At 70.4% G+C, this 18,730-nt stretch carries 21 protein-coding genes; 12 read left to right on the forward strand and 9 right to left on the reverse strand.

All coding sequences use genetic code 11. From position 1 onward, the window contains the following. The first annotated feature begins 15 nt into the window (after positions 1-15). A complete protein-coding gene (locus tag ACW7GZ_RS14055) occupies positions 16-900 on the forward strand; it encodes a cytochrome c oxidase subunit 3 (RefSeq protein WP_457005041.1) in 885 nt (294 codons plus the stop codon). Positions 901-1,019: 119 nt separating this feature from the next. On the opposite strand, the gene ACW7GZ_RS14060 is transcribed toward ACW7GZ_RS14055, so the two are convergent. After that, the gene (locus tag ACW7GZ_RS14060; protein ID WP_343254606.1) at positions 1,020-1,238 is read right to left on the reverse strand and encodes a twin transmembrane helix small protein; all 219 of its coding nucleotides are present in this window, start codon (positions 1,236-1,238) and stop codon (positions 1,020-1,022) included. 60 nt (positions 1,239-1,298) lie between these two features. Between ACW7GZ_RS14060 and ACW7GZ_RS14065 the strand changes: the two genes are divergently transcribed. Genes ACW7GZ_RS14065 through cyoE form a run of 4 tightly spaced genes read left to right on the forward strand, consistent with a single transcriptional unit; the run spans position 1,299 to position 4,705 of the window. Then, on the forward strand, positions 1,299-2,018 hold the full coding sequence (locus ACW7GZ_RS14065) for an SURF1 family protein (protein ID WP_457005043.1): 720 nt from the start codon (positions 1,299-1,301) through the stop codon (positions 2,016-2,018). Beyond that, the gene (locus ACW7GZ_RS14070) at positions 2,015-2,605 is read left to right on the forward strand and encodes a hypothetical protein (protein ID WP_457009794.1); all 591 of its coding nucleotides are present in this window, start codon (positions 2,015-2,017) and stop codon (positions 2,603-2,605) included. Before ACW7GZ_RS14065 ends, ACW7GZ_RS14070 begins: the two co-directional genes overlap by 4 nt. Continuing rightward, positions 2,605-3,783, forward strand: a complete 1,179-nt coding sequence (locus tag ACW7GZ_RS14075) for a COX15/CtaA family protein (RefSeq protein ID WP_457009796.1) — start codon at positions 2,605-2,607, stop codon at positions 3,781-3,783. Before ACW7GZ_RS14070 ends, ACW7GZ_RS14075 begins: the two co-directional genes overlap by 1 nt. Before the next feature lies 1 nt (position 3,784). Then, complete coding sequence (cyoE, locus tag ACW7GZ_RS14080) at positions 3,785-4,705, forward strand: heme o synthase (RefSeq protein WP_457009798.1); 921 nt, start codon at positions 3,785-3,787, stop codon at positions 4,703-4,705. 339 nt (positions 4,706-5,044) lie between these two features. Here the strand turns inward: cyoE and ACW7GZ_RS14085 are convergent, their stop codons facing one another. The 6 genes from ACW7GZ_RS14085 to rpsU form a co-directional block, all read right to left on the reverse strand. Next, entirely contained in the window at positions 5,045-5,446 is a 402-nt protein-coding gene (locus tag ACW7GZ_RS14085; RefSeq protein ID WP_457009800.1) for a hypothetical protein, read from the reverse strand. A 16-nt stretch (positions 5,447-5,462) separates the two neighbouring features. Then, entirely contained in the window at positions 5,463-6,710 is a 1,248-nt protein-coding gene (locus ACW7GZ_RS14090; protein WP_457009802.1) for a DNA/RNA non-specific endonuclease, read from the reverse strand. A gap of 204 nt (positions 6,711-6,914) precedes the next feature. Next, complete coding sequence (gene dnaG / locus ACW7GZ_RS14095; RefSeq protein WP_457009835.1) at positions 6,915-8,645, reverse strand: DNA primase; 1,731 nt, start codon at positions 8,643-8,645, stop codon at positions 6,915-6,917. Between the two features lie 91 nt (positions 8,646-8,736). Next, entirely contained in the window at positions 8,737-9,660 is a 924-nt protein-coding gene (locus tag ACW7GZ_RS14100) for a YihY/virulence factor BrkB family protein (RefSeq protein WP_457009804.1), read from the reverse strand. A gap of 166 nt (positions 9,661-9,826) precedes the next feature. Then, positions 9,827-10,273 (reverse strand): GatB/YqeY domain-containing protein, encoded by a 447-nt coding sequence (locus ACW7GZ_RS14105; protein WP_457005056.1) that lies wholly within the window; start codon positions 10,271-10,273, stop codon positions 9,827-9,829. 104 nt (positions 10,274-10,377) lie between these two features. Then, positions 10,378-10,593 (reverse strand): 30S ribosomal protein S21, encoded by a 216-nt coding sequence (gene rpsU / locus ACW7GZ_RS14110; RefSeq protein ID WP_343254595.1) that lies wholly within the window; start codon positions 10,591-10,593, stop codon positions 10,378-10,380. A 103-nt stretch (positions 10,594-10,696) separates the two neighbouring features. Here rpsU and tsaD point away from each other — a divergent pair, with 103 nt between their 5' ends. The 5 genes from tsaD (at position 10,697) to ACW7GZ_RS14135 (ending at position 15,048) form a co-directional block, all read left to right on the forward strand. Further along, positions 10,697-11,782 (forward strand): tRNA (adenosine(37)-N6)-threonylcarbamoyltransferase complex transferase subunit TsaD, encoded by a 1,086-nt coding sequence (gene tsaD, locus ACW7GZ_RS14115; protein ID WP_457009806.1) that lies wholly within the window; start codon positions 10,697-10,699, stop codon positions 11,780-11,782. 27 nt (positions 11,783-11,809) lie between these two features. After that, a complete protein-coding gene (folB, locus tag ACW7GZ_RS14120) occupies positions 11,810-12,166 on the forward strand; it encodes a dihydroneopterin aldolase (RefSeq protein ID WP_457005060.1) in 357 nt (118 codons plus the stop codon). Positions 12,167-12,187: 21 nt separating this feature from the next. Beyond that, positions 12,188-13,459 carry a mechanosensitive ion channel family protein gene (locus tag ACW7GZ_RS14125; RefSeq protein ID WP_457009808.1) on the forward strand — a complete coding sequence of 424 codons (1,272 nt, stop codon included), beginning with the start codon at positions 12,188-12,190 and terminating at the stop codon, positions 13,457-13,459. Between the two features lie 112 nt (positions 13,460-13,571). After that, on the forward strand, positions 13,572-14,084 hold the full coding sequence (gene folK / locus ACW7GZ_RS14130) for a 2-amino-4-hydroxy-6-hydroxymethyldihydropteridine diphosphokinase (protein WP_457005064.1): 513 nt from the start codon (positions 13,572-13,574) through the stop codon (positions 14,082-14,084). Positions 14,085-14,214: 130 nt separating this feature from the next. Further along, on the forward strand, positions 14,215-15,048 hold the full coding sequence (locus tag ACW7GZ_RS14135; RefSeq protein ID WP_457005065.1) for a DUF6159 family protein: 834 nt from the start codon (positions 14,215-14,217) through the stop codon (positions 15,046-15,048). A gap of 17 nt (positions 15,049-15,065) precedes the next feature. On the opposite strand, the gene ACW7GZ_RS14140 is transcribed toward ACW7GZ_RS14135, so the two are convergent. Next, positions 15,066-15,818 carry a pteridine reductase gene (locus tag ACW7GZ_RS14140; protein ID WP_457005066.1) on the reverse strand — a complete coding sequence of 251 codons (753 nt, stop codon included), beginning with the start codon at positions 15,816-15,818 and terminating at the stop codon, positions 15,066-15,068. 70 nt (positions 15,819-15,888) lie between these two features. Between ACW7GZ_RS14140 and ACW7GZ_RS14145 the strand changes: the two genes are divergently transcribed. Continuing rightward, positions 15,889-17,073 carry a class I SAM-dependent methyltransferase gene (locus tag ACW7GZ_RS14145; protein ID WP_457005068.1) on the forward strand — a complete coding sequence of 395 codons (1,185 nt, stop codon included), beginning with the start codon at positions 15,889-15,891 and terminating at the stop codon, positions 17,071-17,073. After that, the gene (locus tag ACW7GZ_RS14150; RefSeq protein ID WP_457009810.1) at positions 17,070-17,492 is read left to right on the forward strand and encodes a VanZ family protein; all 423 of its coding nucleotides are present in this window, start codon (positions 17,070-17,072) and stop codon (positions 17,490-17,492) included. The genes ACW7GZ_RS14145 and ACW7GZ_RS14150 overlap by 4 nt, the downstream gene beginning before the upstream one ends. On the opposite strand, the gene ACW7GZ_RS14155 is transcribed toward ACW7GZ_RS14150, so the two are convergent. Continuing rightward, complete coding sequence (locus tag ACW7GZ_RS14155; RefSeq protein ID WP_457009812.1) at positions 17,452-18,726, reverse strand: multifunctional CCA addition/repair protein; 1,275 nt, start codon at positions 18,724-18,726, stop codon at positions 17,452-17,454. The two genes, ACW7GZ_RS14150 and ACW7GZ_RS14155, sit on opposite strands and share 41 nt — an antisense overlap. Positions 18,727-18,730: the final 4 nt, after the last annotated feature.

The raw sequence follows: 18,730 nt of genomic DNA on the forward strand, positions 1-18,730 counted from the left end.
ACAACGGATACCGACATGGCACAGGCCCAAGCCAACCACCAAGACCCGAACGTCTATTTCGTCCCGCACGACAGCAAGTGGCCGCTGTTCGCATCGGTGGCGCTGTTCGTCCTTTTCTTCGGGCTCGCGAGCTGGTTCAACGAGGTCTCCTGGGGCAGGACCGTGTTCTTCGTCGGCGCGGCCGGCCTGATCCTGATCCTGTTCAAGTGGTTCGCCGACGTGATCCTCGAGTCGGTCTCCGGTTACCACAACCGCCAGGTCGACGGCTCGTTCCGGATGGGCATGGTGTGGTTCATCTTCTCCGAGGTGATGTTCTTCGCCGCGTTCTTCGGCGCGCTGTTCTACGCGCGCGCGCTGTCGCTGCCGTGGCTTGGCGGCGCCGGCGATGGCGTGATGACCAATGCCCTGCTGTGGGAAGGCTACAGCGCGGCCTGGCCGTCGGCCGGCCCGGGCGCGATCGGCGGCACCTTCCAGACCATCCCGGCCTGGGGCCTGCCGCTGCTCAACACGCTCATCCTGTTGACGTCGGGCGTGACCCTGACCATCGCCCACCACGCGCTGAAGGCCGACAACCGCCGCCAGCTGCTGGTCTTCCTGGGACTGACGGTGCTGCTCGGCTGCACCTTCCTGTTCTTCCAGGTCGAGGAATACATCCACGCCTACCGCGACCTCAACCTGACCATGGGTTCGGGCATCTACGGCTCGACCTTCTTCATGCTCACCGGCTTCCACGGCGCGCACGTGACGCTCGGCACGATCATGCTGGCGATCATCTGGTTCCGCTGCCTCAAGGGCCATTTCACCAAGGACAACCACTTCGCCTTCGAGGCCGTGGCCTGGTACTGGCACTTCGTCGACGTGGTCTGGCTGGCGCTGTTCCTGTTCGTCTACGTGGTCTGAGGCGCGCGCCCGCCAGGGCGGCCGTCATGGAATGACGAAGGCCGGCGATTGCCGGCCTTCGTGTCTGCGCCGCCGGACCGGATCGACGCCGCGGGACGGCGCCACCCGGTCGGCCTGGCTCAGCCCTGGATGCCGTGGGGCGTGATCCACCCCATCCAGATCGACAGGAGCACGATCAGGATCAGCGCCACGGACAGCGCGATGCGCTTGGTGAGTGCGTTCACGGTGCGCTTGGTGGTGCCCTTGTCGACCAGCATGTAGTACAGGCCGGCGCCCAGGTTCCATACGATCAGGATCAGGAATCCGATGATGAGCAGGGTTTTCAGCGAATCACTCATGCGTGGCCTCCAGCGGGCCGGTGCGATCCCCGCAGTATCGCACTTGGGGTGGGCGACGCGATGAGCCGCAATGCGACTCTGTCCTTCGGCTGGGCGCTGGCGCTGCTGGCCATCGCGGGCTTCTGCGCACTGGGCCAGTGGCAACTCGGCCGCCAGCACCAGAAGCAGGCGATGCTGGACGCCGTGGCGGCGACCGTGGCCGCGCGCGCGCCGCTGGCGCTGTCGGCGGCTGCCGATCCCGCGCGCGTGCGCGGATACGACTGGGTCGCCGGCCCCGGCCATTTCGCCGAGGTGCCCGCGGTACTGCTCGACAACCAGCAGCGCGGCGGCCGCGCCGGCGTGCGCGCCTACCGCGTGTTCGTGCCGGAGGCGGGGAGCGATCCGCTGCTGGTGGAGCTGGGCTGGCTGCCGCTGCCCGGCGACCGCACGCTGCCGCAGGTGGCGCGCCCGGTCGGTGGCCAGATGCTGGCCGGGCTGCTGGCGCCGCCGCCCTCGCACGGCATCGGGCCCGCCGGCTTCGCCGCGCAGGCCGACGGCACCCTGCTCGCGATCGGGTTGGACCCGGCCGCGCTGGCGGCGCCGCTGCACCAGCCCGGGCTTGCGCCGCGGGTCCTGAAGCTCGATCCAGGGATCGAGCTTGGCTACGCCCGCGACCTCGACGTGCTGCCCAACACCTTGCCGCCCGAACGCCACCTCGGCTACGCCGTGCAGTGGTTCGCGCTTGCCATCGCGGTGCTCGCCACCGCCGTGGTCCTCACCTTCCGCAGGCCCCGCAAATGACCGACCCCACGCCCCGACCGCCGGTGACCCCGCGCCAGCGCAACCGCAACCGCACGCTGCTGCTGCTGATCGTGGCGGTATTCTTCGGCAGCGCGCTGGTGGCCGGCGCGCTGCGCTTCTCCGGCTGGCGCCCGGCAGGCATGAAGAACCACGGCGAGCTGCTGCAGCCGCCCGGCGATCTGCGCGAGGTGGTGCCGCGGCTGGTCGACGGCGGCGAATACCACTGGAACCCGGTCGAGCGCACCTGGCGGATCGTGGTCGCGCCGCCCGCGGACTGCACGACGGCCTGCGTGGCCCTGTCACAGGACCTGGACAAGGTCTGGCGCCTGTTCGGCCACAATGCCGACCATGTGCACATCCTCTGGGTCGGCGCGCCGCCCGAGGGCGCGCTGCAGAACCGGGTCTGGCACGTCATCGAGCCGGTGCCCGCGTTCAACGCGGAGCTCCCCGGACTTGATGCAGGCGGCGCGCAGGGCGTGCCGGTGTATGTTGTCGACCCCCACGGCTTCGTCATCCTGCGCTACGCGCCGGGCTCCGATCCCGGCCACCTGCGCACGGACCTGGCGCGCCTGCTCAAGCTGAAGTGATGACCAACGGCAACGCCACGCACCACGGATCCCGCCACATCCACCGGCACTTCCACCGGATCGCCTGGCTGGCGGTGGCGCTGGCGCTGGGGGTGATCGTGTTCGGCGCCTTCGTGCGCCTGTCGCACGCCGGCCTGAGCTGCCCGGACTGGCCGACCTGCTACGGCCGCGCCACCTGGCCGCAGGCGGCGGAGCACGTCGCCGACCACGCCGCCAGCAGCATCCGCGAGTTCGAGGACCACAAGGCCTGGCGCGAACAGGTGCACCGCCACGCTGCGGCGATCCTGGGCCTGCTGGTGCTGGCGATGGCGCTGCTGGCCGCGCGCCGGCGCCCGCACGGCATCACCCAGGTGCTGGTGGCCGCGGGCGTGGTGGCGGTGGCGATCCCGGTGTACATGTCGGGCGCGCACGTGGCGGCCTCGGTGCTCGCGGTGGCGGGTGAAGCCATCCTGCTCGCGGCCGCGCTGCGCTGGCGCGGCGGCGACCTCGCGCGCGAGGCCTCGCTGACGCTGGCGGTGATCATCTTCCAGGCCCTGCTCGGCATGTGGACGGTGACCTGGCTGCTGAAGCCGGTGGTGGTGATGGGCCACCTGCTGGGCGGGCTGTTGACCTTCTCATTGCTTACCTGGATGGCCTGGCGTGCCCTCAACCGGCCGATCGTGCTGGCCTATGCCGGCCGGCTGCGCTGCCTGCTGTGGGGCGCGCTGGCGGTGCTGGGCGTGCAGGTCGCGCTGGGTGGCTGGGTCAGCGCCAACTACGCCGCGCTGTCCTGCGGGGCCGGCGGCTGGTCGATCGCGAACTTCCCGCAGTGCGCCGGCATGTGGCTCCCGCCCACCGATTTCAGCGAAGGCTTCGTGCTCTGGCGCGGCATCGGCGTGGACTACGAGGGCGGCGTGCTCGATGGCGTCGCGCGGATCGCCATCCATGTCGCGCACCGCCTGGGCGCGGTGGTGGCCGCGGCCGTGCTGCTGTGGGCCGCGGTGCGCATGCTGCGAACGCCGGGCCTGCGCGGCTGGGGTACGCTGCTGGCGCTGCTGACCGTGGCCCAGGTCACCCTGGGCATCCTCAACGTCAAGCTGTCGCTGCCCCTGCCGGTGGCGGTGATGCACAACGGTGGCGCGGCGCTGCTGGTGTTCGTGCTGGTTTCGTTGCTGGCGCGCCTGCGCGGGGTGGACTGAGATGGCTGCGAAGTTCGGCCAGTACTGGCAGTTGACCAAGCCGCGGGTAGTGGCGCTGATCGTGTTCACCGCGTTTGTGGGCATGTTCATGGCGGTGCCCGGGCTGCCGCCGCTGCGGGAGTCGGTGGCCGGCTTCATCGGCATCTGGCTGGCCGCCGCATCGGCCGCGGCGATCAACCACCTCATCGACCAGCGCATCGACAAAGTGATGGTGCGCACCGCCAACCGCCCGCTGGCCACCGGCAGCCTGGCGCCGGCGCAGGTGCTGGCGTTCGCGGTGTTCCTGGGCGCGCTGTCGATGACGCTGCTGGTGGCGCTGGTGAACGTGATCACCGCGCTCCTGACCTTCGCCTCGCTGATCGGCTACGCGATCGTCTACACCGGCTACCTGAAGCGCGCCACGCCGCAGAACATCGTCATCGGCGGCATCGCCGGCGCCGCGCCGCCGCTGCTGGGCTGGTCGGCGGTCACCGGCATGCAGAACGAATGGGACTGGGCGCACGCGCTGCTGCTGGTGCTGATCATCTTCGTATGGACGCCGCCGCATTTCTGGGCGCTGGCGATCTTCCGCCGCGAGGACTACGCGCGCGCGCTGGTGCCGATGCTGCCGGTGACCCACGGCGTGCAGTACACGCGCTGGCAGATCCTGCTGTACACGGTGCTGCTGGTGGCGGTGACGGTGCTGCCCTGGGTGGCGGGCATGAGCGGCCTGTTCTACCTGGGCGGGGCGCTGGTCCTGGGCCTGGTGTTCCTGTGGTACGCGTGGCGGCTGATGGACCCGCCGGACGAGTTCTTCGCCATGCGGGTGTTCAACTACTCGGTGGTTTACCTGATGGCGCTGTTCGCGTTCCTGCTCATCGACCACTGGCTGCTGCCGTTCCTGCAGCCGGGGCCGCTGCTTGAGCTGCGGCGGGTGGGGTAGGCCGGTGCTGCGTGACAGGGCGCGGGAAGAGCTTTTTTGCCACGGATTTGCGCGGATAAGCGCGGATAGGGCAAAAGCATTTTTGGCCGTGGATGCCCAGACGATGCAGCAGCCCTTGTAGGAGCAGCTATAGCTGCGACCTGATCTTCCCCGGGTCCAGGAAAAGGCGCCTTTCAGCCGCGGATTGCCGCGGATTACGCGGTCCCATCGCTGAAGATGCTCCTGGAGTCTGAGTTCCGGCGAATCGTCTTCGCAGCTATAGCTGCTCCTGCAAATACGAAGGCTTTTGCTCTATCCGCGCTTATCCGCGCAAATCCGTGGCAAAAAAGCTCTTCGCCTTCACTCGCCCGGCCGCGCCCGCGCCGCGACTTCGGCCAGCGTGGCCGGCGTGATGTCCCACTGTTCCGGCGTGTCGTAGTCAAACTCGACGGCCATGCGCCCGCTGTCGCGCCACAGGCGCAGGACGCAGGCATCCCAGGGTTCCTTGCCGGGCAGGCGGGTGGCTTGGCGAAGATCGTCGAGGGTCGGACCCAGCGTGCCGTCGTCCGGCGTGGCGGCGGCGTAACCGCCGTCGGCGGCGTAGCGGAAGCCGGTCATGCGGCGGGCGAGGGCGCCGTCGCCATAGCGGACGATCAGCGCATAACCCTGCCATTCGCCATCGGACACGGCCGGGTCCGCCACCAGCAGCTTGCCGATGCGGGCGATCAGTTCATTGCGGTCCAGCGCGGGGCCTGCGTGCATGCGGGGCAGTCTGCCGTCAGGCGGCGGCCCTGTCGATCATGTCGGGCATGCGGTTGGAGGCGATGGCGTCGAAGGACTGGCCGTCGCTGTTGCCGAAGGCGAGCAGCGAGGGGTCGTAGACGACGCTGCCGGTCACCGGATCGATCACTTCGTAGTCGACATGCACTTCGTCGGGGCGGGCGGCGTCCTTGCGCACCAGGTCGATGTCGATCCGCACGTCCATGCCCGCGCCGAGCCAGTCGCTCCACTCCTGCTCCATCCTGGCGTAGGCGCCCTGGTTGAAGTTGCTGAACTGCGGGAACATGTTGACCTCGCCATGTCCCTGCGCGAAGCGATAAGCCATCAGGTGGCCAACGTCGTCGCCGCTGCCCTTCATGTCGTTGTCGGTGCGGAATCCGCTCTGCGCATTGCCCTCGATGCGGTCGGAGTCGCGGCCGCGGCTCGAGGGTTCCCAGGTCAGCACGGCTTCGGCGCCGGTGGGGCGGCCTTCGGCGTCGAGCGTCCAGGTGATGTCGTTGACTTCGCCGGAGCCTGCTTCGGCTACGGTGCCGCGCACCTCGCCGGGCTCGACGTCCTCGCTCACGGTCACGGTGCCGTCGGGCACCTGGCCGGTCAGCAGCATGCGGGTGTACTGCGCAAGGTCGGCGCCGGCCGGGTCGGACAGCATGGTGGTGTGGCGGGTGAAGTCCTCGCGCTCCAGCGCGGGGGAGCCGGGGCCGCCGTCGCGCGGGGCGTCGAACAGCTGCTCCGAGCCGGTCATCACCCGCAGGCCCTTCTTTTCGGTCATTTCAAGCGACAGGCGCAGGTCGTCGATGGAGGCCAGGTCGTTGGCCGCGGCGAGCTCGCGGAAGGCGGGTTCCAGCGCGGTGCCTGCGTAGTCGGCGCCGTGCACCTCGATCCGGGTGCGCAGCGGGATGGTCGCGGGATCGAAGGGATTGACCGATGCCATCGCCGCCGGCGTCGCCTCTTCGTTTCGCAAAGTGACCTCGTAGCGCACCGGTACATTGGTGGCGGCGCCGTCGGGGCCGTGCACGGTCATCTGGCCGCTGGCCTCGTAGTGGGTATTCCACTGGTCGGAGCGTTCGTTGCCGGTCACCACGCTGCGCGGGTCGAGCTCGAAAGCGACCTCTTCGGGCCGTGCGTCCAGCAGCGCCGGATCCAGCGCCGGCTTGCCGGCGTCGGGGCGCAGCAGATTGCCGGGCCCGTCGCCCCAAGGCTGCGGTGGGGGCAGGGAAGCGAGCAGGCTGTGGGTTTCGAACGACATGCGTCAGGCACCGGTCGGCGGAAGCGTCTCCAAGACGATACGGGGCCGTACCCATGGCCACCATTGGGGGAAACCCCTGTCTTCCGCATGACACATCAGACCCCGACCGCCCTTGTAGGAGCCGCTATAGCGGCGATCGCGGTTGCGGGGTGGCCTGCAGGCCTCCGGCAGGCCCTGAGACTCTGCAGGCAGGGCCTCCGGGATTCAGGTGTTTCGGGCCTGCAGCAGTTCGCGCAGTTCGGCCTTGTCGGCCGCGTCCAGGCCCTCCTCGCGCTGCTTGGCGAGCAGTTCGTCCACGCGCTGGCCCAGGGTCTGGCGGTCGAGCTGGGCGATGGCGTCCAGGAACTCCAGGCGCCAGCCGGCCTCGTCGCCGGGCAGGTCGAGGCTGGCGAGCTTCTGCAGCGCGCCGGCCTCCTCGCGGCCCTCGAAGTGGCCGAGCAGGGTGCCGGTGCCGATGTCCGGGCGCGCGCTGACGATGGCCACCAGTTCGGTCAGCAGTTCGATGCCCGGCTGGCGCAGGGCCACGAAGCGATACGGCGACTGCAGCTCCAGCGCCAGCTGCGGACGCTGCAGCAGCAGGGTGATCGCGCCGCGCACCATGCTTCGGCGTGGTGCGTTGCCGGCGGGCGCCCGGCGTGCGCGTGCGGCCGGGACATGCACGTTCGATGCAGCCGCGCGGGCGCCGACGCCGGTGAGTTCGGTCAGCCGCTGCTGCATCAGGTCGGCGAAGGCGCCGTCGGGCAGCTGCGCCAGCATCGGCTTGGCGCGCTCGGCCAGGCGCGCCTTGCCGTCCAGCGTCGCCAGGTTGATGCCGTCCTCGGCGAGGCTGTCGAACAGGAACTGCGACAGCGGCGTGGCCTGGGCCAGGCGGGCGTCGAAACCGGGCGCGCCCTCGTTGCGGACGATGGTGTCGGGGTCTTCGCCGTCGGGCAGGAACAGGAAGAAGGCCTGGCGGCCGTCCTTCATTCGCGGCAGCACCGATTCCATCGCGCGCGTGGCGGCGCGTCGGCCGGCGGCGTCGCCGTCGAAGCAGAAGTAGACGTCCGGCGCGTTGCGGAACAGCAGCTCGGCGTGGTCGGGCGTGGTCGCCGTGCCAAGGGTGGCCACGGCCTGGGTGATGCCGTGCTGGAAAAGCGCCACCACGTCCATATAGCCTTCCACCACGATCAGCCGCTCGATCTTCTGGTTGGCCTGGCGCACCTGCCACAGGCCGTAGAGTTCGCGGCCCTTGTGGAACAGCGGGGTCTCGGGCGAATTGAGGTATTTTGGCGAATCCTCCGGCTTCAGCACGCGGCCGCCGAAGGCGATCGCACGGCCACGGCGGTCGTGGATCGGGAACATCACCCGATCGCGGAACTTGTCGTAGACGTGGCCGCGGTCGTTCTTCGACAGCATGCCGGTGCGCTCGAGCAGCGACACCCGGCGCGGATCGGTGCCGAGCGCGTCCTTGAGCGCGGAGAAGCCGCCGGGCGCGTAGCCGATGCCGAACTGCTCGCGGATCGAGGCGTCCACACCGCGGGCGTCGAGGTAATCCAGGGCTTCGTTCCCTGACATCAGGGCGCCGCGATAGAAGCGGGCCGCTTCATCGAGCACCGTGTACATGTCGCGGGTGTCCGGGTTTTCATTGTGCTGCCGCGTCTCGCGCGGCACTTCGATGCCTGCGCGCTTCGCGAGTTCGTCGATCGCATCGAGGAACTCGAGCCGATCGAAGTTCATCAGGAACGAGATCGCGGTGCCGTGCGCCCCGCAACCGAAGCAGTGGTAGAACTGTTTGTTCGGCGACACCGTGAACGAGGGCGAGCGCTCGTCGTGGAACGGACAGCGGGCCGAATACTCGCGGCCCTGGCGTTTCAGCGGCAAGCGCGCGGCGATCACCTCGACGATGTCCGTGCGGGCGAGAAGGTCGTCGATGAAAGCGTCGGAGAGGCGGGCCATGGCTGCGGCCATGATCGCATGCGTGCGCAGGCCCACACCGGCCCCTAACCCCCCGAACCCCAGCCTTTTTTCGACATCCCGATAGGAGCAGCTATAGCGGCTCTTGCGGGGCCGGGGCGGTCCGCTGCCGCCGGGCGGTCCGCGCGTCCAAGCGCCGACGCACGTCCGACAGCCGCCAGCGTTCATCGATCACCGCCGTGATCATCGCGCCCACGAAAAACACCATCGCCGCGTAGTACAGCCACACCAGCAGCACCACCAGCGTGCCCATCGAGCCGTAGGCGCTGCCGGGCGCGGCCTGGGCGATGTACAGGCCGATGGCCCAGCGGCCGAGCACGAACAGCAGCGCGGTCAGCAGGCCGCCCATCAGCGCCTGGCGCCAGCGCACTCGGCGGTCGGGGAGGTAGTGGTACATCAGCGCGAACGCCAGCGCATACAGCACCAGCGCCGCCAGATTGCCGAGCACCGGCAGGGTCGGCGAGCCGCCGAACATCACCTCCAGCGCCGTGGTCAGGGCCGCCGAGACCAGCAGCAGGAAGCCCAGCGCCAGCACCACGCCGAAGGAGAACACGCGCTTGCGCAGCCAGGCCCGCAGGCCTCCGCGGACCTTGTCGCCGGAGGTGTGGAAGATCAGGTTCAGCGTGCCCTGCAGGCGCGCGAACACGGCGGTGGCGCCGAAAAACAGCAGCCCCGTGCTCCACAGTCCGGCCAGCGAGCCGACGTCCGGCTCGGCGCGGGCGTTCCGCAGCACGGTGTTGGCGACCTCGCCCGCGCCCGTCCCGGCGATCGCCTGCACCTGCTCCAGCAGCGCGTCCTGGGCGGCGGGGTAGAGCGAGGCCGTCAGCCACAGCAGCAGCACCAGCAGCGGCGCCAGCGACAGCAGGGCGAAGAAGGTCAGCGAGGCGGCGTGGGTCAGGATGTCGACTTCGACGAAGCGCTGCGCAATCGCATATGGCAGCGACTGCTGCAGGCGTTCCAACCTTGCCTTCAGGCGCCCGGTGATGAGTTCAGCCATGGCGCGCAGGATGCGGCCGATCCTGTGCACGCACCGTGGCGGTGCGCTCGAACGTCTCTGTGGGAGCGGCTATAGCCGCTCCCACAAAAGTCGAGTGGCTGGGCCACCAGGGGCCAGTGGCAGGTCCTGCAAGAGGCCAGGGCAGGACCTGCAAGAAGCCCACGAATCAGCCGGCGAGGGACTTCTTGACCAGCGCGGACACCTGGCCCATGTCGGCCTGGCCGGCGAGCTTCGGCTTCAGCACGCCCATCAGCTTGCCCATGTCGGCCGGGCCGGCGGCGCCGGTCTCGGCGATCGCGGCGTCGATGGCGGCCTGGACTTCGGCTTCGCCCATCTTCTCGGGCAGGTAGCGCTGGATGACCTCGATCTCGGCGCGCTCGATGGCGGCAAGGTCCTCGCGGTCGGCGGCCTCGAACTGGCTCACGGAATCCTTGCGCTGCTTGACCATCTTTTCCATGGCGGCGAGCACCTGGGCGTCGTCGATCTCGACGCGCTCGTCGACCTCGCGCTGCTTGATCGCGGCGTTGACCAGGCGGATCACGCCCAGGCTGGCCTTGTCGCCGCTTTTCATGGCGGCCTTCATGTCTTCGGTGAGGCGCTGTTTGAGGCTCATCGTTGGTTCTCCGTTTGCATCAACACAAGAAGCCGGCGACGCTTGCGCGTGCCGGCTTCAGGGATGGATCACGACCGCGGCGCAGGGCGCGCCGGCAGGCCGGATCAGTACATGCGCTGGCGCTTGGTGACGTCGCGCGAGGTGCGACGGACCTGGCGCTTCACCGCGGCCGCAGCCTTGCGCTTGCGCTCCTGCGTCGGCTTTTCGTAGTACTCGCGCTTGCGGGTCTCGGCCAGCACGCCGGCCTTTTCGCAGGTGCGCTTGAAGCGGCGGAGGGCAAACTCGAAGGGCTCGTTTTCGCGGACTTTGACGCTGGGCATTGGGAATCTCTAGGTTCGGAGTGCGCCGGTTTCCCCCCGGCGAGCCGCGTATGATAGCCCCGTCTCCCGCGCCGCGCAAATGCGCCGGTCCGCCCAGGTCCACATGATCGTCCTCGGAATCGAAACCAGCTGCGACGAAACCGGCGTCGCCGTCTACGACACCGCGCGGACGGGTGCCGACGGCCTGCGCGCGCACGCCGTCTACAGCCAGATCGCCCTGCACGCCGAGTACGGCGGGGTGGTCCCCGAGCTTGCCAGCCGCGACCACGTGCGCAAGCTGCTGCCCCTGGTCCGCCAGACCCTGGCCGACGCCGGGCTCGGGGTCGGCGATCTCGACGGCGTGGCCTACACCGCCGGCCCCGGCCTGGTCGGAGCACTGCTGGTCGGCGCCGGCGTTGCGCGCGCGCTGGCCTGGGCGCTGGAGCTGCCGGCGGTGGCCGTGCACCACATGGAAGGCCACCTGCTGGCCCCGCTGATGGAGGCCGATCCGCCGCAGCCGCCCTTCGTGGCCCTGCTGGTGTCGGGCGGCCATACCCAGCTGGTGGCCGTGGACGCGATCGGCCGCTATCGCCTGCTTGGCGAGACCCTGGACGACGCCGCCGGCGAGGCCTTCGACAAGACCGCCAAGCTCATGGGGCTGCCGTATCCGGGCGGGCCGCAGCTGGCGGCCCTGGCCGAGACCGGCACGCCCGGCCGCTACGCCTTCCCGCGGCCGATGACCAATCGCCCGGGCCTGGATTTCAGCTTCAGCGGCCTGAAGACCCAGGTGATGCTGGCCTGGCGCGCGAGCGACCAGTCCGACGCCACCCGCGCCGACATCGCCCGCGCCTTCGAGGACGCGGTGGTCGACACCCTGGCCATCAAGTGCGAACGCGCCCTGGACGCGGCCGGCTGCGACACCTTGGTTGTGGCCGGCGGCGTTGGTGCCAACCGGCGCCTGCGTGCGCGCCTGCAGGCGATGGCGGCCGCGCGCGGCGGCCGCGCGTGTTTCCCGCGGCCCGAGCTGTGCACCGACAACGGCGCGATGATCGCCTTCGCCGGCGCGCTGCGCCTGGAAGCCGGGCAGCGCGCGTCCGACGCGGTGCACGTCACGCCGCGCTGGGACATGGCCACGCTGCCCGAGGTCGCGTCGGTGCCGGCGACACTGTTCGCTCCGGGCGCATCCGGGGCGATCGCGCCACCGCGTTAAGCTGGCCCGCCGTCCGGACCGCGCGCCATGGATCATGTCTTCATCGAAGGCCTCGAGATCGAGGCGCTGATCGGCATCTACGACTGGGAGCGTCGCATCCGCCAGACGCTGGTGTTCGACCTCGAGATGCGCTTCGACAACCGCGTGCCCGCCGCCAGCGACGACATCGCCCACACGCTCAACTACAAGGCGGTCAGCAAGCGCCTGGTCGAGTACGTCTCGCAGTCGGATTTCGGCCTGGTGGAGACGCTGGCCGAGCGCTGCGCTGCGATCGTGTTGCAGGAGTTCAACGTCGAGTCGCTACGATTGAAGCTCAGCAAGCCCGGCGCCGTGCGCGGCGCGCGCGCGGTCGGCGTGGTCATCGAGCGCCACCGGGCCGGCTGATCCGTCCACTCCGGAGATCCCATGCAAGTCCGACTCGAAGCCCTGCGCGATGCGCTGGCGCCCTATCCCTGGGCCTATTCCCTGCTGGTACTGGCGGCGCTGCTGCTGGTGGCATGGCTGGCCAACTTCGTCACCAAGCGGATCCTGCTGCGCGGCCTGCGCCAGGTGCTGATGCGGGTGGCCACGCTCACCGGGCATACCGGCAGTTCCATCAGCCGCATGCGCGTGGTCTCGCGGCTGGCCAACGTGGTGCCGGCGCTGGTGATCGGCAGCGGCATCGCGCTGGTGCCGGACCTGTCCCCCGGGCTGGTGGCCTTCATCATCGGCCTGTGCCGGGTGTTCGTGATCTTCACCGTGGCGCTGGCCTTCGGTCACGCGCTCGACGTTGCCAACGAGGTCTACGAGCGCCGCCCGGACGCGCGCAACAAACCGATCAAGGGCTACCTGCAGGTCGCCAAGATCATCGCCCTGGTGATGGCGACGCTGGCCTCGGTCGCGCTGCTGGCCGGCGTGGACCTGGTGCACGTGCTGACCGGCCTTGGCGCGGCGAGCGCGGTGCTGATGTTGATCTTCCAGGACACCATCCTGTCGTTCGCGGCCAGCCTGCAGATCAGCGGCGACGGCCGCGTGCGCATCGGCGACTGGATCGAGATGCCCAGCCAGAACGCCGACGGCGACGTCATCGACATCGCCCTGCACACGGTCACCGTGCAGAACTGGGACAAGACCATCACCACGGTGCCCACGCGCAAGCTGATCAGCGACTCGTTCAAGAACTGGCGCGGCATGACCGAATCAGGTGGCCGCCGGATCAAGCGCGCGATCTACCTGGACCAGCACAGCACGCGCTTCCTCGCCGCCGACGAGATCGTGGGGCTGCGCCGCTTCCGCCTGCTTGGCGACTATCTGGGCGGCAAGGAAGCCGAACTGCGCGAGTGGAACCAGGGCCTGGGCGAGTACGGCAGCGACGCCGTGAACCACCGCCGCGTGACCAACCTCGGCACCTTCCGCAGCTACGTGCAGCAGTACCTGTCCAGCCATCCCGGCGTGAACCAGGGCATGACCCTGATGGTGCGCCAGCTGGCACCCACCGAAGCCGGCCTGCCGCTGGAGATCTACTGCTTCACCGCCGACGTGCGCTGGACGGTGTACGAGGGCGTGCAGGCGGACATCTTCGACCATCTGCTGGCGATCCTCCCCGAGTTCGGGCTGCGCGTGTTCCAGGCGCACAGCGATGCGCCGGTCGAGGTGCGCCTGCTCCGCGAGGACGGGCCGCCCGCCACCGCCGGCTGAGGGGCTGCGGCCCCGCCGGGAGGCTCCGTGCGGGATCGCCGCGCGGGTGCGGCGACGCTCGCGCGCGGGCCGCCCGGTGCGCGATCATGGGCGCCCCCACGGAGCGCGGCCCATGCCCATCGCCTGCCTCAGCCTCGGCAGCAATGTCGATCCCGAACGCCACGTCGCGATCGCCTTCGCGGCGCTGCGGGAGCGCTTCGGCGACATCCTCGCGTCGGCCGCCTACCGCACGCCGGCGGTGGGGTTCGCGGGCGCGGACTTCGTCAACGCCGCCGCCGTCATCGACAGCGACCTCGACGTGCACGCGCTCAACGACTGGCTGCACGCGCTTGAAGACGCGCACGGCCGCGACCGCAGCGGTCCGCGCTACGGCGACCGCACCCTGGACATCGACATCGTGCTGTTCGACGACATGGTCTGCAGCGGTCCCGGCAACCTGCGCCTGCCGCGCGGCGAGCTGCGGCATGCGTTCGTGCTGCGGCCGCTGGCGGAGATTGCGCCAGGGCTCGTGGAGCCGACCAGCGGCCGGACGCTGGCCGAGCTGTGGGCCGGGTCGGACGAGCGCGGCGTAGCGATGCAGGAGGTTGCGCTGCCGGTGCCGGATGCTGCCCCGGGCGGCGGCTGACCACCGGTACTGACGCGGAGCGGGCCCGGTCGGTCACACTGCGCGCGCCGGCGCCGTCATGGGGACATGTGCTGGACGAGGCGGCCAATCGGCCGTGGCGGGGCGCAGGACGCAGACGGAGGGTGGGGCCATGTTCGAGAAGTTCTCGCGCAGCTGGGAGATGGTGAAGGCAAGCGCGGCGGTGCTGCGCTCGGATCGCGAGCTGATGCTGTTCCCGGTGCTGTCCGCGCTGGCCACGCTGCTGGTGCTGGCGAGCTTCGCGCTGCCGACGCTGGCGCTGCGCCTGTTCAGCAGCGGCCTCAGCGTCGGCGGCGTCCTGCTGGGCTTCGCCTTCTACTTCTGCACCTACAGCGTGATGATCTTCTTCAACTGCGCGCTGGTGGGCGCGGCGATGATCCGCCTGGACGGTGGTGACCCGACGCTGGCCGACGGCTTCGCCGCCGCGCGCTCGCGCCTGGGTGCGATCTTCGGCTATGCCGCGATCGCCGCCACCGTCGGCGTGCTGCTGCAGTCGATGAAGGCGAAGGACAACAATTTCATCGTGCGCCTGGTTGGCAGCGGCCTGGGGCTCGCCTGGACCCTGGCGACCTTCCTGGTGGTGCCGGTGCTGGTCAGCCGCGATGTCGGCCCGATCGATGCGCTGAAGCAGAGCGTCACCCTGCTCAAGCGCACCTGGGGCGAGAACGCCGTCGGCCAGGTCGGCATCGGCGCCGCGTTCGGCCTGCTGAGCGGTGGCGCCGTGCTGGTCTCGGTGCTGCTGGTGGTGCTGGCCGCGCAGGCGTCGATGGTGCTGGCGGTGGTGGTCGGCGTGGTGTGCCTGGCGGGCGTGCTCATGCTGGGCGTGTACCAGGCCGCGCTGACCGGCATCTACTCGGCGGTGCTGTACCGCTATGCGGTCTCGCATGAAGTGCCGGAAGCGTTCCGCGGCACCGGCATCGCCACGGCGTTCGCGCCGAAGCACTGAGGCGCAGCAGCGCTCGCCTACGGCCCGCGCCCGCCGTCCACCGCCAGCACGCTTCCAGTGGTGTAGCCGGCGTCGCGCAGCAGCCACAGCACCGCGCCGGCGATCTCCTCGGGGGTGCCGGTGCGGCCCAGCGGCGTCATCGCCAGCAGCCGCTGCTGCAGTTCGGGATCGATGCCTTCGTCCGGCCACAGGATCGCGCCCGGCGCCACCGCATTCACCCGCACCTCCGGCGCCAGCGCGACGGCCAGGGCGCGGGTGGCCGCCTCCAGCGCGCCCTTGCTGGCGACGTAGGCCGCGAGGTCGGCGCGCGGCGCGCGCGCATAGACGTCGGAGATGTTGACGATGGCGCCGCCGGCCGCGCGCAGGTGCGGCGCCGCCGCCTGGGCGAGGAAGAACGGTGCGCGCGCGTTGACCGCCATCATCGCGTCCCAGTGCCCCGGGTGGATGCTGCCGAACGGGGCGGGGGCGAACGCCGAGGCGTTGTTGACCAGGGCGTCCAACCGGCCGAAGCGGCCCACGCTGTGCGCCACCAGCTCCGGCAGCCGGTCGAACTCGGCAAGCTCCGCCCGCAGCGGCAGCACGCTGCCAGTGCGCGCGGACTCCAGCTGCGCCGCCAACGCCAAGGCCTCGTCGGCGGAGTCGCGGTAGTGCAGCACCAGGTCGTAACCCTCGGCGTGCAGGCGGCGCGCTATGGCGGCGCCCAGGCGGCGCGCGGCACCGGTGACAAGCGCAACGGGATGGCCTCCCGGCATGACTGGCTTCGTACTCATGACACGACACCATAACGTTCCGCGACGCCGGTTTCCGTATCCTGTCGCGCGTTACGCACCGGAATCCCCCATGCCCTTTCCCCCGCTTGATCCCGACGCGCAGGCGCACAGCGAGCGCCTGCGCGGCCTCATCCATGCCGTGATCGCCGATGCCGGCGGCGCGATCCCGTTCTCCCGCTTCATGGAGCTGGCGCTGTATGCGCCAGGCCTCGGCTACTACAGCGCGGGCAGCACCAAGTTCGGCCGCGCCGGCGATTTCGTCACCGCGCCGGAGCTCGGCAGCCTGTTCGCCGAATGCGTGGTTGAGGCGCTCGCACCCCCGCTGCGCCAGCTGGGCGCGGACAGCAGCTTCCTCGAGATCGGTGGCGGCAGCGGCGCCTTCGCCGAGGCCGCGCTCAGGCATCTCGCGACGCTCGACGCGCTGCCGGCGCGCTACGCCATCCTTGAGCCCAGCGCCGACCTGCGCGAGCGCCAGCGCGAGCGCCTGCATGCACGCCTGCCGGAAGCGCTCAGCGCCCGCGTGGAATGGCTCGACCGGCCCTTCGACGAGCCCTGGCAGGGCGTGCTGTTCGCCAACGAGGTGATCGATGCGCTGCCCACCCCGCGCTTCGTGATCCGCGGCGGCGAGGTGATGGAGGAAGGTGTGTCGGTGGCCGCCGACGGCAGCTTCGCCATCGTCGAAGTGCCCGCCGATGCGCTGATGGGCGCGGCCGTGCGCCACGTTGAGCGCCAGCGCGACGAAGGCGCTTTCCCGGATGGCTACCGCTCGGAATTGCTGCCGCAGCTGCCGTACTGGATCCAGGCGGTGATGGGCGGGATGCAGGCGGGCGCGATGCTGTTCATCGACTACGGCCATCCGCGCCGCGAGTATTACGCCGCCACCCGCGATCGCGGCACCCTGCGCGCCTTCCACCGCCACCACGTGGTCGACGATGTGTTCGCGCGCGTGGGCCTGCAGGACATCACCGCGTCGGTGGATTTCACCGCGCTGGCCGAGGCGGGCACCGGCGCCGGCTTCGACTTCGCCGGGTACAGCAGCCAGGCCATGTTCCTGATCGGCAACGGGCTGGAGCAGCGGCTGGCGGCGCAGGAAGAAGCCGCCGCGAGCGAGACCGCGCGCTACGCGCTGCGCCGCCAGGTGCAGCAGCTCACCCTGCCCACGGCGATGGGCGAGCGCTTCCAGGCCATGGGCTTCGAGCGTGGCGTGCCGTTCGAAGCCGCGTTCCTTGCCGGTGACCTGAGCTTCCGCCTGTGAACCGGCCGCGGGTGGGGCGCTCGCTCAAGCCGCTCCACCACCCGTGGGCATGGTGTGCACTGTGGTGCCTTGCGATCGCCGCGGTGGTGGTGTTTTCGCTGATGCCCGCGCCCGACCTGCCGGACGCGCCGGGCAGCGACAAGCTGCACCACTTCATCGCCTACTTCGCGCTGGCCGCAAGCGCGGTGCAGCTGTTCGCACGCTGGCCGGCGCTGCTGGGCGCGGGCCTGGGGCTGGTGCTGCTGGGCATCGGCCTGGAGCACGGGCAGGGTGCGCTGACCGGAACCCGCATGGCCGATCGCTGGGACGCGCTGGCCAATACCCTGGGCGTGATCGCCGGCCTGGCGACGCGGTTGACGCCGATGCGCGACCTGCTGCTCAGGCTGGAGGCGCGCCTGCTGTCCCGGGCCCGGGGCTGACGTCGCCCCTGCGCAGCGTGCGCGCAGCTGCGATCGCAGCGATGCGCGCCTCGCGCAGCGCGGCGCCAAAGGCGGGGCCTTCAAGTTCCCGGTCGGCGATGTCGGCGCCGGTCACCGCGGCGGCGGCGTCACGCAGCGAGACCAGTTCACGCGCCTGCGGATAGGGCGTATCGGCGAGGCCGGCGCGGCCGCGCTTGTCGGCCTCGCAGGCCGTGGCCAGGCGGCGGATGCGGTCCGGCTTGCGGAAGCCGTCGCAGCGCGCAAGCAGGTCATGCACGGTCTGGTCGCGCAGCTCAGCCAGGCGGTGCACGTTGAGGTGCTCGCGACAGGTGATCACGCCCAGGTCGCGGTGCGCCGCCGGCACCCGCAGCCGCTCGCACAGTGCGCGCACGGGGGCCACGCCGCGCTGCTCGTGCTGGATGTGCCTGGGCAGCTCGTCGGCTGGCGTCAGCGCCTTGCCGAGGTCGTGCACCAGGGCCGCGAAGCCGACCTCGTCGTCGCCCGGTGCCAGCTGCGCGGCCATGTCGCACACCAGTTCGATGTGCACGCCGGTGTCGATTTCGGGGTGGTACTCCGCGCGCTGTGGAACGCCGTAGAGCGCATCGACCTCGGGCAATACCGCTGCCAGCGCGCCGCAATCGCGCAGGGTGCGCAGGAAGGCCGAGGGCCTGGGCGAGCGCAGCGCGCGCACCAGCTCCTGCCAGACGCGTTCGGGCACCAGCTCGGCGAGCTCGCCGCCGGCGACCATGTCGCGCATCAGCGCCTGGGTCTCGTCGGCCACGCTGAAGCCCAGCGACGCGAAGCGCGCCATGAACCGCGCCGCGCGCAGCACGCGCAGCGGATCCTCGGCGAAGGCGGGGCCGACGTGGCGCAGCACGCGGATCTCGAGATCGTGCGCACCGTTGTATGGATCGGTCAGGCGGCCGTCTTCGCGCTCGGCGATGGCGTTGATGGTGAAGTCGCGGCGGCCGAGGTCCTCCTCCAGCGTCACCGATGGATGCGCATCCACCACGAAGCCGCGATGCCCGCGCGCCGACTTGCGCTCGGTGCGCGCCAAGGCGTGCTCTTCGCCGGTGTCGGGGTGCAGGAATACGGGGAAATCGCGGCCTACCGGCCTGAAGCCCGCTTCGAGCATCGCCTCCGGCGTGCTCCCGACGACCACGAAATCCCGGTCGCCCGCCGCCAGTCCCAGCAGCCGGTCCCGCACCGCCCCGCCAACAAGGAACGTCTCCACGCCG

The sequence above is a fragment of the Luteimonas sp. A537 genome (assembly GCF_054052065.1).

Coding starts and splice junctions, on each gene's coding strand:
- ACW7GZ_RS14060 (WP_343254606.1), bottom strand. CDS start 1,238: ATGAGTGATTCGCTGAAAACCCTGCTCATCATCGGATTCCTGATCCTG.
- ACW7GZ_RS14125 (WP_457009808.1), top strand. CDS start 12,188: ATGCAAGTCCGACTCGAAGCCCTGCGCGATGCGCTGGCGCCCTATCCC.
- ACW7GZ_RS14055 (WP_457005041.1), top strand. CDS start 16: ATGGCACAGGCCCAAGCCAACCACCAAGACCCGAACGTCTATTTCGTC.
- ACW7GZ_RS14140 (WP_457005066.1), bottom strand. CDS start 15,818: ATGAGTACGAAGCCAGTCATGCCGGGAGGCCATCCCGTTGCGCTTGTC.
- dnaG (WP_457009835.1), bottom strand. CDS start 8,645: ATGGCCCGCCTCTCCGACGCTTTCATCGACGACCTTCTCGCCCGCACG.
- ACW7GZ_RS14145 (WP_457005068.1), top strand. CDS start 15,889: ATGCCCTTTCCCCCGCTTGATCCCGACGCGCAGGCGCACAGCGAGCGC.
- ACW7GZ_RS14065 (WP_457005043.1), top strand. CDS start 1,299: ATGAGCCGCAATGCGACTCTGTCCTTCGGCTGGGCGCTGGCGCTGCTG.
- folB (WP_457005060.1), top strand. CDS start 11,810: ATGGATCATGTCTTCATCGAAGGCCTCGAGATCGAGGCGCTGATCGGC.
- rpsU (WP_343254595.1), bottom strand. CDS start 10,593: ATGCCCAGCGTCAAAGTCCGCGAAAACGAGCCCTTCGAGTTTGCCCTC.
- ACW7GZ_RS14075 (WP_457009796.1), top strand. CDS start 2,605: ATGACCAACGGCAACGCCACGCACCACGGATCCCGCCACATCCACCGG.
- ACW7GZ_RS14135 (WP_457005065.1), top strand. CDS start 14,215: ATGTTCGAGAAGTTCTCGCGCAGCTGGGAGATGGTGAAGGCAAGCGCG.
- ACW7GZ_RS14090 (WP_457009802.1), bottom strand. CDS start 6,710: ATGTCGTTCGAAACCCACAGCCTGCTCGCTTCCCTGCCCCCACCGCAG.
- ACW7GZ_RS14100 (WP_457009804.1), bottom strand. CDS start 9,660: ATGGCTGAACTCATCACCGGGCGCCTGAAGGCAAGGTTGGAACGCCTG.
- ACW7GZ_RS14070 (WP_457009794.1), top strand. CDS start 2,015: ATGACCGACCCCACGCCCCGACCGCCGGTGACCCCGCGCCAGCGCAAC.
- folK (WP_457005064.1), top strand. CDS start 13,572: ATGCCCATCGCCTGCCTCAGCCTCGGCAGCAATGTCGATCCCGAACGC.
- tsaD (WP_457009806.1), top strand. CDS start 10,697: ATGATCGTCCTCGGAATCGAAACCAGCTGCGACGAAACCGGCGTCGCC.
- cyoE (WP_457009798.1), top strand. CDS start 3,785: ATGGCTGCGAAGTTCGGCCAGTACTGGCAGTTGACCAAGCCGCGGGTA.
- ACW7GZ_RS14085 (WP_457009800.1), bottom strand. CDS start 5,446: ATGCACGCAGGCCCCGCGCTGGACCGCAATGAACTGATCGCCCGCATC.
- ACW7GZ_RS14105 (WP_457005056.1), bottom strand. CDS start 10,273: ATGAGCCTCAAACAGCGCCTCACCGAAGACATGAAGGCCGCCATGAAA.